Origin of the sequence: Azospirillum sp. CT11-132 (assembly GCF_047302835.1) — a bacterium.
GTDB lineage: Bacteria > Pseudomonadota > Alphaproteobacteria > Azospirillales > Azospirillaceae > Azospirillum.
Window position 1 is genome coordinate 389,756 of sequence record NZ_JBGLZA010000002.1, and the last position, 14,166, is coordinate 403,921.

At 70.3% G+C, this 14,166-nt stretch carries 11 protein-coding genes; 8 read left to right on the forward strand and 3 right to left on the reverse strand.

All coding sequences use genetic code 11. The annotated features are described in order from the left end of the window. Positions 1 to 310 precede the first annotated feature (310 nt). Positions 311 to 1,324, reverse strand: a complete 1,014-nt coding sequence (locus ACCD06_RS03625; RefSeq protein ID WP_413338859.1) for a LacI family DNA-binding transcriptional regulator — start codon at positions 1,322 to 1,324, stop codon at positions 311 to 313. A gap of 273 nt (positions 1,325 to 1,597) precedes the next feature. Between ACCD06_RS03625 and ptsP the strand changes: the two genes are divergently transcribed. From ptsP to ACCD06_RS03645, 4 genes are all read left to right on the forward strand, one after another. Beyond that, complete coding sequence (ptsP, locus tag ACCD06_RS03630) at positions 1,598 to 4,129, forward strand: phosphoenolpyruvate--protein phosphotransferase (protein ID WP_413338861.1); 2,532 nt, start codon at positions 1,598 to 1,600, stop codon at positions 4,127 to 4,129. Next, entirely contained in the window at positions 4,126 to 5,076 is a 951-nt protein-coding gene (gene pfkB, locus ACCD06_RS03635) for a 1-phosphofructokinase (RefSeq protein WP_413338863.1), read from the forward strand. Before ptsP ends, pfkB begins: the two co-directional genes overlap by 4 nt. A gap of 70 nt (positions 5,077 to 5,146) precedes the next feature. Continuing rightward, positions 5,147 to 6,928 carry a PTS fructose transporter subunit IIC gene (locus tag ACCD06_RS03640; RefSeq protein ID WP_413338865.1) on the forward strand — a complete coding sequence of 594 codons (1,782 nt, stop codon included), beginning with the start codon at positions 5,147 to 5,149 and terminating at the stop codon, positions 6,926 to 6,928. A gap of 149 nt (positions 6,929 to 7,077) precedes the next feature. After that, entirely contained in the window at positions 7,078 to 7,395 is a 318-nt protein-coding gene (locus ACCD06_RS03645; RefSeq protein ID WP_413338867.1) for a hypothetical protein, read from the forward strand. A 7-nt stretch (positions 7,396 to 7,402) separates the two neighbouring features. On the opposite strand, the gene ACCD06_RS03650 is transcribed toward ACCD06_RS03645, so the two are convergent. Then, the gene (locus ACCD06_RS03650; RefSeq protein ID WP_413338869.1) at positions 7,403 to 7,594 is read right to left on the reverse strand and encodes a hypothetical protein; all 192 of its coding nucleotides are present in this window, start codon (positions 7,592 to 7,594) and stop codon (positions 7,403 to 7,405) included. Positions 7,595 to 7,828: 234 nt separating this feature from the next. Here ACCD06_RS03650 and ACCD06_RS03655 point away from each other — a divergent pair, with 234 nt between their 5' ends. The 4 genes from ACCD06_RS03655 (at position 7,829) to ACCD06_RS03670 (ending at position 13,246) form a co-directional block, all read left to right on the forward strand. After that, complete coding sequence (locus ACCD06_RS03655; protein ID WP_413338871.1) at positions 7,829 to 8,782, forward strand: hypothetical protein; 954 nt, start codon at positions 7,829 to 7,831, stop codon at positions 8,780 to 8,782. A 60-nt stretch (positions 8,783 to 8,842) separates the two neighbouring features. Next, positions 8,843 to 9,154 (forward strand): hypothetical protein, encoded by a 312-nt coding sequence (locus ACCD06_RS03660; protein WP_109074197.1) that lies wholly within the window; start codon positions 8,843 to 8,845, stop codon positions 9,152 to 9,154. Positions 9,155 to 9,221: 67 nt separating this feature from the next. Then, positions 9,222 to 11,288: a cysteine peptidase family C39 domain-containing protein gene (locus ACCD06_RS03665; protein WP_413338873.1), complete on the forward strand. Its 2,067-nt coding sequence runs from the start codon at positions 9,222 to 9,224 to the stop codon at positions 11,286 to 11,288. After that, on the forward strand, positions 11,285 to 13,246 hold the full coding sequence (locus ACCD06_RS03670) for an ATP-binding cassette domain-containing protein (RefSeq protein WP_413338875.1): 1,962 nt from the start codon (positions 11,285 to 11,287) through the stop codon (positions 13,244 to 13,246). The genes ACCD06_RS03665 and ACCD06_RS03670 overlap by 4 nt, the downstream gene beginning before the upstream one ends. 19 nt (positions 13,247 to 13,265) lie before the next feature. Here ACCD06_RS03670 and ACCD06_RS03675 read toward each other — a convergent pair whose 3' ends face one another. Further along, positions 13,266 to 14,165: a LysR family transcriptional regulator gene (locus ACCD06_RS03675; protein ID WP_109074200.1), complete on the reverse strand. Its 900-nt coding sequence runs from the start codon at positions 14,163 to 14,165 to the stop codon at positions 13,266 to 13,268. Position 14,166 lies beyond the last annotated feature (1 nt).

Consider the following 14,166-nt stretch of genomic DNA (forward strand, 5'->3'; position numbering starts at 1 on the left):
TTCCCGCACACCGGGGGAGTATTTTTCTTTGATCGTCCGTTGCCGGGAACTGGGAGTCCTATCGTATCTTTCGGGCATTGGTTATCGGCCACGCCCATGTTCCGGCATCGGGAGTAGTCCGTTGCCCGACCGGCGGCACACGAGAGGAGAGGGGGAAGCGCGGTTGCGTTTCGCTGCCGGGTGCGGCGGCGATGCCGCAGCCCGTTCGATGCGGGCTCCAATGTCCGGCCGGTCAGGCTGGTCGATGAAAGGTTGCAGTCGGGGCCGGTAGCCCAATCACCGCAGGACGCGCCGGTTCAGTTCCGCCGGCTCAGTCGGCGTCGGCCATCCGCGCGGCGGTTGAGCCGCGCACGATGCAGGTGCCGCCCAGGATGAGGCGGCGGCGGGGACGGTCCGGCGTTTCCAGCCGTTCGAACAGCAGGGTCATCGCCGATTGGCCGATGTCCTGCACCGGCTGCTCGATGACGGTCAGGCCGGGGCCGACCAGTTCCGTCCAGGGTTCATTGTCGAATCCGGCAACCGCCAGCCCGTCGGGAATCGACAGCTTCAGCCGGCGGGCGGCCTTCACCACGCCCATCAGGAACAGGCTGTTGCTGACGATGAAGGCTTCCGGCCTGTCGGACTCGGCCATCCAGTCCACCACCGCGGCCTCCGCCGCGTCGGCATGGGGGGCGAGGAAGCGGGCGGCGGGTGCCAGACCGCGGGCCGACATGGCGGAGCGATAGCCCTCGTACCGCTCCTGGCCGGTGGTGCTGGTGTTGCCGAACAGGCCGGCGATTCGGCGATAGCCCTGGGCGTGCAGATGCTCCACCAGCATCGCCGCGGCGCGCGGGTTGTCCAGGACCACGGCGTCGTGGCGGGCGGTGGGCGCGTTGCGGTCGATCAGCACGACGGGAAAGTCGAGGTCGAGCGTGTCGAGCCGGTCAAGCGTCGCGCGGGTCGGGGCGAAGATCAGGCCGGTGATCCGCTCCTCCTGCATCAGGCGCAGGTACAACTCCTCCCGCTCCGGATTCTCGTCGCTGTTGCACAGGATCACGCGCATGCCGGCGCGATAGGCCGCATCCTCCACCGCGCGGCTGACGGCGGTGAAGAAGGGGTTACGGATGTCCGACACCACCAGCCCGATCGTCTGCGAATGCTGAGAGCGCAGCCGCCGTGCCGACAGGTTGGGGCGGTAGCCGGTGGCGCGCACCGCATCCTCCACCCGTTTGCGCAACGCCTCGCTGACCGGGCCGTTGCTCAGCACGCGCGACACGGTGGCGACCGATACGCCGGCGGCCAGGGCCACGTCCTTGATGCTGGCGGTCTTGCCGGAGGCGTTCATCTGCAAACCAGTGGTGGTAGGGGGTGCCCCGTAAGGGGAGGCGATCTTAGCCGTGCGCGGCCCGGCCTGACCAGAGCGGGTTAGGGCGAGGACGGTTTTCTGAAAACGTTTCCAATACGATGACCGAAGCATTCCCCATTTCAGCCCGCTTGACAAGACGCTCTGCTGAAAAAGTGCCGATGCTGCATTGCGGCAGCCGTTGACAGTCCGACTGTAATCGTTTTCACTGAGCATCAAGAGGACAGACAAGAACACGCGGAGGAGACGGTTGCCATGGTCACCGACACGCACCCCTTGAGCCTTCCCCCCGATCTGATCCGCCTGGGCGCCGCCCCGGCCGGGAAGGAGGCGGCGATCCGCGAGGCGGCGCAGCTGCTGATCGCCGCGGGCTGCATCGACCCCGCCTATGCCGACAGCATGATCCGGCGGGAATCGGTGGCGAACACCTTCCTGGGCCATGGCGTCGCCATCCCGCACGGCATGGTGGACGACCGCAATCTGGTCCGCCGCAACGGCATCGCCATCCTGCAGGTGCCGGACGGCGTGGTCTGGAACGACGGGCAGACCGCCCGGCTGGTCGTCGCCATCGCCGCCCAGTCCGATGCCCACATCGCCATCCTGCGCCGCCTGACCCGCCTGATGCAGGACGAGGCGCGGCTGAATGCCCTGTTCACCACCGCCAATCCCACCGATCTCGCCGCCGCCCTGTCGGACGAGACCGCCGCGCCGGCCACGGCCGCGTCAGAGGGCGGCGACCTTGCCGAGAGCTTCGAGTGGGTGGTCGATTACCCGACCGGCCTGCATGCCCGCCCCGCGGCCACCTGGGTCGAGACCGCCCGAGCGGCTTCCGGACGGGTGCGCGTCCGTCATGGCGACGAGGCCGTGGACGGCAAGACGCTGGTGGCGCTGCTGCAGCTTGGCCTGCGCCCCGGCGACCGCATCACGGTGTCCGCCGACGGTCCCGATGCGCGCGCGGTGCTGAACCGCCTGCGCGCCACCATCACCGGCCTCAGTGCGCGGGAGAAGGCGGACGCCGCCGCCGCGGCGCGCAAGGCGAAGGCCGTGGTGCAGGGCTGGACCCCGCCGCCCGTGGCCGGGCGCGAGATGCCGGTGGTCGCCGGTATCGGTGCCAGCCCCGGTCTTGCAATCGGGCCGGTGCATGTGATGCCGAAGGCCGACCTGACGGTTCCCGACCGGCCGGCCCCGCTGCTGGAAGGCGGCAACCGCCTGCACGAGGCGCTGAACCTGACCCGCCAGCAGTTGAAGGCGCTGGCCGACGACACCGCCCGCCGGCTGGGACCGGCCGAAGCGGGAATCTTCGCAGCGCAAGCGGAATTGCTGAACGACACCGACGTCATCACGCTCGCCTGCCAGCTGATGGTGGAGGGGCATGGCCCCGGCTGGTCGTGGAACGAGGCGGTGGAGCGCAGCGCCGCCAAGCTGGCCGCCAACCCCAACCCGGTGCTGGCCGGCCGCGCCGCCGATCTGCGCGATGTCGGCCGCCGGGTGCTGACCCGCATCGATCCCGACCTGCGCGGCGGTTCCATCCGCGACCTGCCGGACACCCCCTGCATCCTGGTCGCCGACGATCTGTCGCCGTCCGATACCGCCGCGCTCGACATGGGCCGGGTGATCGGTCTGGCGACGGCGCAGGGCGGACCGACCTCCCACACCGCGATCCTGGCGCGCACGCTGGGGCTGCCGGCGATGGTGGCGGGCGGCGGCGCGCTGACCGAGCTTGCCAACGGCACGACCGCCATCCTCGACGGCCAGTCCGGCCGCCTGTACCTCGACCCGCCCGACACCGCCCTGGCCGCCGCGCTTGGCTGGATCGAGGAGCAGCGCGTCAAGAAGGCCCATCAGGAGGAGCGGCGCGGCCTGCCTGCCCGCACCCGCGACGGCCACACGGTGGAGATCGGCGCCAACGTCAACCGTCCCGATCAGGTGCCTGTCGCCCTGTCGCAGGGGGCCGAAGGTGTCGGCCTGATGCGCACCGAGTTCCTGTTCCTGGAGCGCGGCGACGCCCCAAGCGAGGAGGAGCAGTACCAGACCTACCGCGCCATGCTGGAGGCGCTGGACGGCCGTCCGCTGATCGTCCGCGCGCTCGACATCGGCGGCGACAAGCAGGTGCCGCACTTGCAGTTGCCGCATGAGGAGAACCCCTTCCTCGGCGTGCGCGGCGCCCGCCTGCTGCTGCGCCATCCGGAACTGCTGGAACCGCAGGTCCGCGCCCTCTACCGCGCCGCCAAGGGGGCGAAGCCGGGCGCGCTGCTGATCATGTTTCCGATGATCACCACGCTGCGCGAGATCGAGGCTCTGCGCGCCGTCTGCGACCGCATCCGGGCGGAGCTGGACGCCCCGGCTGTACCGCTCGGCATCATGGTGGAGGTGCCGGCCGCCGCCATCCAGGCCGACGTGCTGGCCCGCCATGTCGATTTCTTCTCCATCGGCACCAACGACCTGACGCAATACGCGCTGGCCGTCGACCGCCAGCATCCCGAACTCGCGGCGGAGGCCGACAGCCTGCACCCGTCGGTGCTGCGCCTGATCCGCATGACGGTGGAGGGGGCCGAGAAGCATGGCCGCTGGGTTGGCGTCTGCGGCGGCATCGCCGGCGATCCGTTCGGCGCCGCCCTGCTCGCCGGCCTCGGCGTCCGCGAGCTGTCGATGACCCCGCGCGACATCCCCGGCGTCAAGGACCGGCTGCGCGACAGCGACCTTACCGGATTGCGGGCGCTGGCCCAGCGTGCGCTGGACTGCGAATCCTCCGACGAGGTGCGGGCGCTGGAGGGGGACGTATCATGACGAAACCCGTCGTCACCGTCACGCTGAACCCTGCCATCGACCAGACCATCACGGTGGATGCGCTGAAACCCGGCAGCGTCCATCGCGCCAGGGCGGTGCGCCACAATGCCGGCGGCAAGGGCGTCAACGTCGCCAGCTGCCTTGCCGATTGGGGAACGCCGGTGGTCGCCACCGGACTGCTCGGCACCGGCAACGCGGCGCCGTTCGAGGCGCTGTTTCAGGCGAAGGGCATCGCCGACGCCTTCCTGCGGCTTCCGGGCGAAACGCGTGTCAACGTCAAGATCGCCGATCTTGCGGCCAACGACACGACGGACATCAACCTGCCGGGCCTCACAGCCGATCCCGGTGCGCTCCGCCGGGTGCAGGAGACGGTTCGCCGGCTTGTGGAGCCGGGTACCCCGGTCCTGCTGGCCGGCAGCCTGCCGGACGGACTGCCCACCGACACCTACGCCATCCTGACCGCCGATCTGGCGGCGGCCGGGGCCCGCGTGGTGCTGGACAGCAGCGGGGCGCCGCTGGCTGCGGCCCTGGCCTCCACCGGCGCGCTGCCCCACTGCATCAAGCCCAACCGGCACGAGCTGGAGGATTGGGCCGGCCGTCCGCTGTCGACCGATGCCGACCTGCTGGACGCGGCGCGTGGACTGCAGCGGCGGGGCGTGTCGGTGGTGGTGGTGTCGCTGGGGGCGGACGGCGCTCTCTTCGTGGATGGCGCCCGCGCCCTGCATGGCCGGTTGCCGCCGGTCCAGGCGCTGAGCACCGTCGGGGCGGGCGACGCCATGGTGGCGGGGCTGATCGCCGCCTTTCAGCAGGAAGGCGGGCTGGAGGATGTGGCCCGGCTGTCGGTGGCCTTCGCCGCCGCCAAGCTCGGCTGCTTCGGCCCCAACCTGCCCGATCCGGCGACGGTGCAGGCGCTCGCCGCGCAGGTGACGCTGAGCCGGTTCGACTGAACCTGCCGAAAGCATCCGACGGACTTCAATACAGTGACAGGCGCGGGCGCGAACCCGCGAGGAGGAAACAATGGCGAACCTGTTGGCCGTGATCGCGGCGGGAGACCTCACCACCCAGGCGGTTCTGGCCGCCGAAGCGTTGCGCAAGGCGGCATCGTCGGCCGGCCACCGTATCCAGGTGGAAATCCGCACCAGCCTCGGCATCCAGTCGCCGCTCGACGCGGCGGCGTTGGCGGCGGCGGACGGCGTGGTGCTCGTCGGCAGCGGCGATGTGGAGGAGGGACGCTTCGGCGCGGTCAAGCGCGTTTCCGCTTCGCTGGACGAGGTGCTGGGCAATCCCGGCGCCGTGCTGGGGAACGTGCTCGGTTCCGCTGCTCCTCCGGCGGCATCGGCGCCGCGCCGGATCGTCGCCATTACCTCCTGCGCCACCGGCATCGCCCACACCTTCATGGCGGCCGAGGGCATCCAGCAGGCGGCGACCGCGCTGGGCCACAAGGTCCGGGTGGAGACACAGGGCTCCGTCGGTGCGCGCGACACGCTGACCGACGAGGAGATCCGCGAGGCCGACGTCGTCCTGATCGCCGCCGACACCCAGATCGACCTGTCCCGCTTCGCCGGCAAGCGCCTGTTCCTCAGCGGCACCAAGCCCGCCATCAATGACGGCAAGGCCCTGGTCAACCGCGCCCTGGCGGAGGCGAAGATGCATGGCGCAGCCGGCGGTGCCCCTGGCGGCGCGACCCCGCTGGCCGATGCGGTCGCCGCCGGCAAGGCGGAGCGGTCGGCCCAGCGCACCGGCCCCTACAAGCATCTGATGACCGGCGTCTCCTTCATGCTCCCCTTTGTGGTGACGGGCGGTCTGCTGATCGCGCTCGCCTTCGCACTGGGCGGCATCTACGTCTATGAGGAATCCAATGCCGGGACGCTGGGCTATGCCCTGTTCCAGATCGGCGCCAAGGGAGCCTTCACCCTGATGGTGCCGGCGCTGGCCGGCTACATCGCGTATTCCATCGCCGACCGCCCCGGCATCGCCCCCGGCATGGTGGGCGGCATGCTGGCCGGCAGCATCGGCGCCGGTTTCCTCGGCGGAATCGTCGCCGGCTTCATCGCCGGCTATGGCACCGCCTTCCTCAACCGGCACATCAAGCTGCACCGCAACCTGGAAGGGCTGAAGCCGGTGCTGATCCTGCCGCTGCTGGGTTCGCTGCTGACCGGCCTGCTGATGATCTACGTCGTCGGCACGCCGGTCGCCGAGGCGCTGGCCTGGATGAGCGCCTGGCTGAAGGGCATGCAGGGCAGCAGCGCCATCCTGCTCGGCCTGCTGATCGGCGCGATGATGGCCTTCGACATGGGCGGTCCGGTCAACAAGGCGGCCTACGCCTTCTCCACCGGCCTGATCGCGTCGCAGGTCTACACCCCGATGGCCGCCGCCATGGCCGCCGGCATGGTGCCGCCGCTGGGTCTGGCGCTCGCCACCAAGCTGTTCGCCGACCGCTTCACCCATGAGGAGCGCGAAGCCGGCAATGCCGCCGCCGTCCTGGGCATCGCCTTCATCACCGAAGGCGCCATTCCCTTCGCCGCCCGCGATCCGCTGCGCGTCATCCCGGCGTTGATGGTCGGCGGCGCGCTGACCGGCGCCATTTCGATGGCGGTGGGGGCCGAGCTGAAGGTTCCGCATGGCGGCATCTTCGTCCTGCCGATCCCGAACGCGGTGACGCATCTGCTGGGCTATGTGGTGGCCCTGGTGGTCGGCACGGTGGTGACCGCGGTTGCGTTGCGCATCCTGAAGAAGCCGATCGCCGCTGCCGCGGTGGCGCCGAAGACGGCGGTTCAGGGGGCCGGCGTGCACGCCTGACCGTCACTCCGTTTCCTCTCGGGCGTCCTCCCGACCCTGGCCCCTTTCCGCAACCGCGGGGAGGGGCCTTTTTTTGCTCAAGTTTCCGCGCCAGCTTTCACCGGTCCGTCCGTGTGAACCGTCAAGACATCGCCCGGAGTGACGGACCCATGCTCGACGAGAAACCCGATGTGAAGCTGGGCAACATGCTGCTGCATGTGAACCTGCTGGCGCTTGGCACGCTGATGACCAAGATGATGGCGGAGTTGTTCCGCAAGGACGACGACCCGGCCGGCAAGGCGGACGAATGGCTGCGCCTGTTCGAAGCGACCGCCGCGCAAATGACCTTCGCCAGCGAGACGCCGGAATGGAGCGACCTGACCGCGCAGGAGTTCCGCGACGTGCTGATGCAGCACATCCACCGAGCCCGCGCCATGGCGCTGGGGGAGGAGTGCGACCCGAACGCCTATCTGCGCCATCACGGTTGACCGGAAATCAGGCGACGGCGGCCAGGATCAGGACCGCCGCCGCAAGGCATAGGGCGGCAAGCAGCAATTGCAGCCGCAGCCCGCGCTGGCTGATCATGGTCGGCGGCTGGTCGTAATCCTCGGTTGTCGTAAGCCGCTCCAGAGCCTTGCGGCGGAACAGCCGTTCGGCACCATGCGGTCCGGCTTCAGTCCGACTCATGGAATCCCTGGTTCTGGAGGCTTCGGCATGCGCGCCGGCGTTGAAAGACAAGAAATTTTGTTGTGGAGCTGAAACAGTTCCATGTCAGTCCTGACACCGCTTATTGCTTGCACCCCTTTGTTTCGCACGCATAATGGTTAGAGAGCATCCGGATTGTCCAGCGGACTTCGCAGGGTCTCCATCTCTTCCAGAGTGTGCATGATCGGGATCGCTGGCGTGAAGGATCGGGTTGGGATGAAGGATGTCACGGCGCCGAACGGCGGCATCGCCGGCCTTCGCGTCGCGCCGCTGTCCGGCAATGCCGCCGCATTCGCCACTCTCGGTTTTCCCCGGTTGGCTCCGGTGCTGGATCGGCTGGAGCCGCCATGGGTGGCCGTTGGCGCCACGGTCGGCGGGCTGCCGGCCGGGCTGGCGCTTGGGCAGAGGCAGGAGGATGGGGCAAGGCTGCTGTCGCTGACTGTCGCGCGCAGCCTGCGCAACCGCGGCATCGGCCGGGCCCTTGCCGCTGGGTGGGGGAGGGCCGCCGCCGCCGCGGGCGCCAGCGGTCTGATCACCGCCTTTTCGGACAAGCTGCCGGAACGCGCCGCGCTGGCCGCGACCCTGTCGGCGGCCGGTTGGACTGCGCCGCGCCTGACCCATGTCCGTGCCATCGGAGAGGCGGCGCCGATGGTCGAGGCGGTCGGCCGCTGGCCGTCGCTGACCGGCCGGCTGCGCGATCCCGACGGGTTCAGCTTCGATCCCTGGCGGACGCCGGACGTCGACGACCGTGGCGCCATCGCTGCGCTGGCGGCAGAGCCCGACCATCATCCTCTGATGCATCCCGATGTCCGTGCCGAGCGGATCGAGCCTGCCTGTTCCATCGCGGTGCGGCGGCAGGGTGTGCTGGTCGGCTGGGTGCTGGCGGAGCGGGCGGAAAGCGTTCCGCTCGACGGCTATCGCGACCGGCCGGCGATCGATTACCGCAGCGCCTATCTGGCGCGGTCGCTCTGGCATACGGGAATGCTGGTCGGGGCCTATTGGCATGCCTATGCCCGGCAGGTGGCCGCCTTCGGTCCGACCTCCATCGCCATGTTCGGCACCATGTTCCCCCGCATGATGTCGCTGGCCCGCCGCCGCTTCGCCCCGATCTCGCTGCGGGTGGACGAGACCTTCGAGATGATCCGCGAACCCGCGACCGGTTCGCCGTGATCGCCCGCCGCAGAGTTTTCTTCAGCTTTTCACCCAATCGCCAACTGGAGCATTTCCGAAATGAGCAACATTGACTTCGAGCAGATGTACGGCGCCGATGCCATCGCCGCGGCTGCGGAGCGGCTGAAGACCGACGACGCCTTCCGTGCAGAGGCTCAGGCCGACCTGAACGCAGCCGTGAAGCGCCATTACGATGTCGACCTGCCGATGCCGATGCGGCTGGTCGAGACCGATGGGGAACTGCTTGCCGTTCCGGCCGAGGACAGCCAGGCGGAACTGAGCGACGAGGAACTCGACATGGTTGCCGGTGGCTTCCCGCCCACCGGGTTCGGCCAGAAGGAAGCGAAGAAGGGTTCCGGCTTCGGGCGCTGAGGTCGTTCGAACCGGCAGGCGTTGCGTCTTGCGGAGAATTTCCCCGCGGACGCAACGCTCAGCAAGAATGAGCAACTCCCCACCATCGAATTTCACCCGTCAAGGCCGAAGGCGGACGGCGACGCCCGAACTGCGCCAGGGCGAGATCGCCGAGTGCGGTCTGGCCGCGCTCGGCATCATGCTGGCCCACCACGGCCGCCCGGTTCCCCTGGAGCAGTTGCGGGCAGAAGCGGGGTCGACCCGGCTCGGCGTCAATGCCCGCGCCCTGATCCGCATCGCCCGCGACCACGGCATGGTCGCCCGTGCCTTCCGCACCGAGCCGGACCGTCTGTCCTCCCTCGGCTTTCCCCTGATTGCCCACAGCCGCTTCATCCATTTCCTCGTGGTGGAGGCCGAAACCTGCGACGGGCTTCTGGTCAACGACCCGGGCGGCGGGCCGCATGTCATGGGCTGGGACGAGGTCGACGACTCCTTCACCGGCATTGCCATCACCATCCAGCCGCCGGAGCCCGGCGCACAGCATCCGCAGGGGAAGTGGCGTCCGCCGACACCGGCGCGGGCGCTGGCGACGCGGCTTCGGCCGCAAGCGGGCATCGTCTTGGCCATTCTGCTGTCCGCCGCGCTTGGCCGCGCCGCCGGTGTGGGGGCGGCACTCGCGGCCGGGAGTTGGGCCGACGGAGGCGCCGCCCTGAACCCGCTGACCGGAGCCTGTGTTGCCGCGGTCGCCGCCGGATGGGGCAGGGACCGGCTGACCGCGCTTCTGGGTATGAGGCTGGCCGACGACACCGCCGCCGGCGTGTTCGGCCGGCTCCGGCGGATGCCTGCCGTCTGGTTCGCCCGCCGGGATATGGCACAGGTGCTGGAGGTGCCGCTGGCGGGCGGTGCGCTGCAACGGCACATCGGCGACATCATGCGGTTGGTGGAACTGCCGCTGCTGGTCCTGCCGGTCGCAGCCGCGTTTTGGCTCGACGGGTGGAGCGGGGCGGCGCTGCTGCTGACCGTCATCCCGGCCTTGGCCGCGCTCGGCATGATTCATCTCAGGCGTGGTGCCGTGGCTGCACGCCGGAATGCGCCGACACCGTTGGTTCCGGACGGCGGAACCATCACGACGCTCGACACCCACAGGACCGGTGGGCGCGATGGCGAGGTTCTGGCCCAGCTTGCAGGCCGCCATGCCGTGCAGACCATCTGGCGGCAGAAGTCGGTGGCCCGCCATGCGCGGCTCATGGCGGTGCTCACCGGCGTCGCCGGGGTTGGTCTTGCGGCTGTATTGCTGACGAGCCTCGCCGCCGGCCGGATCGGGAGCGGTGGAGTGGTGGCGCTCGCCGTGCTGACGCTGGCGGCACATCGGCAGGTCCTGCGTCTGGACCGCGTCATGCCGGCGTTGCAGGATTTGAAAGCCGCCCTGCATCGCCTGGACGATCTGGAAGCGGCGGCAGCCGAGGCGGAGCATCCCCCCGCGGCAGAGCGCCCTGCCGCCCGTCTCTGCGTCCAGTCCGTCCGGTTCCAACCGTCGCCGCAGGCGCCGCCGGTCCTGCCCGGGATCGATCTGCGTCTCGACCCGGGTGAGCGGCTGGGGGTTTGCGGCGACTCCGGTTCCGGAAAGTCGGTGCTGGCCAAACTCGCCTGTGGGCTGCTGGACCCCTCGTCCGGAGGCATTCTGCTGGACGGCCGGCCGGTCGCGACGGTTGCCCGCCAATGTCCCGGCGCGGTGGCGCTGGTCGACCGTTCCAGTCCGGTGATCGCCGGCACGATCGCCGATAACCTGCGGGTCGGCGACCTCTCCGCAAGCGATGCGGCGTTGGTGGCGGCGCTGGAGCAGGTCCGGCTGTGGAGCGATCTGGAACCCCGCGGCGGCCTTTCCCTGGAACTGACCGAAGGCGGCCCGGAACTCAGCGGCGGACAGCGACGCCGGTTGGCCTTGGCGCGGGCGCTTCTGCGCAACCCGGTCCTGCTGGTGATCGACGATGCTCTGGATACATTGGAGCCGGCTTTGGCGCGTCGCATCCTCGACGGGCTGCAGCGACCCGACCGCATCGTCCTGGTGACCAGCCGTCGCCCGGCGACTCTGGAGGGCTGTGAACACCGTCTTCACCTCGACCCGTCTGCGGCCGGGGCGGAGATGCCGTCGTGACCGCTAGCGCAGGCGACATCGTGGACGGGCTGCGCGCCCTGATCCGCGACGGGATCCGCAAGGGCGGCGGGGAAGCGGACTTGCGCGCGGCGGCCCCGGCCTTTGGAATGCGCCTGCGCCGGGTGCGCTTGCCGCCGGGCAGCCGGGGGACGACGCCCTGGTGGCAGCGCGACCAGGGGCCGCTGTTGGCCTTCCGGCAGAGCGATGGCGGACCGGTGCTGCTGCTCCCCGATCGACGTGGCGGCTATCGTCTGGAGGAGACCGACGGCCGTTCCCGCCCGATGGATGCCACTCTCGCCGCGACGCTTTCCCCCGATGCCTGCGCCCCTGTCCGCGCCGGAGGTGTCGAGCCGCTGACGCCGGCGCGATGGCTGGAAGTTGCGCTGAGTGACGGCCGGGACGACCGGATGCTGGCACTGTTCGCGGCGGCCGGCGGTGGCGTCGCAGCGGTGCTGCCGGCGGTGGCGGTGCTGCTGCTGGGCGAGCGCGCACTGGCGCGCGGCGCGATGGCGTTAGCCGCCCTGGCCGTGGTTCTCCTGCTCGCGGCATCGGCGGCCGGACTGTGCGAACGGGTGCGGCGGGTCGCCTCGGCACGCTTCGGCGCGGCATCGGACCTCGGGCTGCATGGCCTGCTGTGGGAGCGGCTTCTGGCCGTCCCGCCCGCCATGTTGCGGGCGGTCGCCGGTGCCGTTCAGGAAGACCGGCTGCGCGACGGCATCACCGCGATGCAGCAGGCGGTCGCAGGTCGCGATGCGATGGTCGAGGCTTCGGTCCGGCTGGGGCCGGCGCTGGTGGTGATGGGATGGGCCGCAGCTTGGCCGGCGCTGGCAGGCGGCTTCATGATGATCGTGGGCGGGCTGCTGCACGCGTGGCTGTTGCGCCGGTCCGCCCGGATACGGCGGGCAGGGCGGGATGCCGCGGCGGACTCCTGGCACAGGATAGAACTCCCGGCCGCCAGCCTGCCGCAGCTTCGCCTTCTGGGGGCCGATCGCTGGGCGGCGGATCGGGCGATGTCGGCCTTGCGCAATCTGTCCGCCCAGGTCGGGCTCGCGGCGGCACGCAGGACCGACGCCGACGCGGTCGCACAGGCGCTGATGCTGGGAGTGCCGCTTCTGGTCGGCGGACTGGCGATGCGGGAGGGCAGCGGCCTGCCCGTCGCAGCCGCAGCAGCCTTGGCGGCGTTGCCGACGGTGCGGACCGTGCTGGGGTTGGCGGGAGCGTTCGGCCGGCTTCCCGATGGTGAACTGATCGCCCCCCTGCGCCCGCTGCTGGAGGCGGCGCCCGAAAGTCCGCCCGGCGCGCCCGATCCCGGACCGGTGGAGCGCCTGGACCTCTGCGACGTCACCTTCACCCATCCGCGAGCGCCGGCGCCCTGCCTGCGCGGCGTGTCGCTCAGCCTTGCGCGGGGGCAGGTGGTGGCGGTTGCCGGCCCATCCGGCAGCGGAAAATCTACGCTGATCGCGCTGGCGCTCGGCCTGCTTCGGCCGGATTCGGGAATGGTGCGGATCAATGGCCGCGACCTTCGCAGCCTGGATGCCGCCGCCGTCCGTGGCCGCACCGGCGCCGTTCTGCAGGACGAGCAGATCGGGGTGGCGACCATCAGGTCGGTCATCCTGGGCATGGCGCCGCTGCCGGTCGAGCGCGCGTGGGAGGCGGCGCGGCTGGTCCGGCTCGACACCGACATCGCGGCCCTGCCGATGGGCGTCCAGACACTGGTGGGCGAGGACTCCTTCCCGGCCGGATTGATGCAGCGGCTGCTGATCGCCCGCGCGCTGGCCCGCGATCCGGATCTCCTGGTTCTAGACGAGGCGACCGCCGCGCTGGACGAGGATATGCAGGCCGCCCTGTTCGCCGACCTGCGCGCCCGCGGCATCGCCGTGCTGGTGGCGAGCCACCGCCCGTCCACGCTCGCGCTCGCAGACCAAGTGCTCGACCTGTCCGGCTCGGCACGAAGCTGACCGGCCGGCCGCAAGCCGCTCACCGATACTCCGGCCGCCGCGCCAGCCCATCCTTCAGGTGCCGGATGGCCGCATGCACCTTCGCCGGCACGTGCCGCTTCTGCGGATAGACCGCCCACACCGCCGTGTTGGGCGGCTGGTGACGGTCCAGCAGGGAGACCAGACGCCCCTCCGCCACCGGCCCGCGCACGTAATAGTCCGGCAGCTGGCACAGCCCGAAGCCGCGCAGTGCCGCGTCGAGCACCGAGAAGCCGCTGTTGCAGCGCCAGCGCCCGCGCGGGCGGAACAGCCAGTCCTGGCCGTTGTCGTCGAACAACCAATGGTCGGTGGTGCCGATCAGGCATTGGTGGCTGCTGAGGCTCGCGAGGCTGTCGGGCGTGCCGTGACGCTCCAGATAGGTCGGGGCGGCGCACAGATGCATGACGCGCGGGGCGATGCGCGTCGCCACCAGACTCGATTCGCTGAGGCGTCCGAGGCGGATCGCCAGATCGTACCCCTCCTGCACCAGATCGAGCTGGCGGTTGGTCAACTCCACCTCGATGCTCAGTTGCGGGTGGCGCTCCATCAGGTCGTTGATCAGCGGCATGATGAACTGCTCGCCATAGGCGGTGGCGCTGGTCATGCGCAGCAGCCCCTTCACCTCGCTGGCGCTGCCGCCCTGCAGAGCGCCGACCGCGAGAAAGGCGTCGTCGCGCTGTTCCGCCAGCCGCTGGCAGCGGGCGAGGAAGGCCCGGCCGCTCTCGGTCAGGCTGACCTTGCGGGTGGTGCGGTAGAACAGGCGGGCCTGCAGCCGGTCCTCCAGCCGCGCCACGCTGCGGCTGACATGGGAGGAGGAGACGCGCAGCCGCTCCGCCGCGCGGGAGAAGCTGCCGCTCTCCGCCACCGCCACGAATTCGTCGATGCCGTCCCAGCCGCTCATC

What these genes read in the sequence shown, in the direction of transcription:
- ACCD06_RS03625 (WP_413338859.1), bottom strand. Translation starts at nt 1,324, where the DNA reads ATGAACGCCTCCGGCAAGACCGCCAGCATCAAGGACGTGGCCCTGGCC.
- ptsP (WP_413338861.1), top strand. Translation starts at nt 1,598, where the DNA reads ATGGTCACCGACACGCACCCCTTGAGCCTTCCCCCCGATCTGATCCGC.
- pfkB (WP_413338863.1), top strand. Translation starts at nt 4,126, where the DNA reads ATGACGAAACCCGTCGTCACCGTCACGCTGAACCCTGCCATCGACCAG.
- ACCD06_RS03640 (WP_413338865.1), top strand. Translation starts at nt 5,147, where the DNA reads ATGGCGAACCTGTTGGCCGTGATCGCGGCGGGAGACCTCACCACCCAG.
- ACCD06_RS03645 (WP_413338867.1), top strand. Translation starts at nt 7,078, where the DNA reads ATGCTCGACGAGAAACCCGATGTGAAGCTGGGCAACATGCTGCTGCAT.
- ACCD06_RS03650 (WP_413338869.1), bottom strand. Translation starts at nt 7,594, where the DNA reads ATGAGTCGGACTGAAGCCGGACCGCATGGTGCCGAACGGCTGTTCCGC.
- ACCD06_RS03655 (WP_413338871.1), top strand. Translation starts at nt 7,829, where the DNA reads ATGAAGGATGTCACGGCGCCGAACGGCGGCATCGCCGGCCTTCGCGTC.
- ACCD06_RS03660 (WP_109074197.1), top strand. Translation starts at nt 8,843, where the DNA reads ATGAGCAACATTGACTTCGAGCAGATGTACGGCGCCGATGCCATCGCC.
- ACCD06_RS03665 (WP_413338873.1), top strand. Translation starts at nt 9,222, where the DNA reads ATGAGCAACTCCCCACCATCGAATTTCACCCGTCAAGGCCGAAGGCGG.
- ACCD06_RS03675 (WP_109074200.1), bottom strand. Translation starts at nt 14,165, where the DNA reads ATGAGCGGCTGGGACGGCATCGACGAATTCGTGGCGGTGGCGGAGAGC.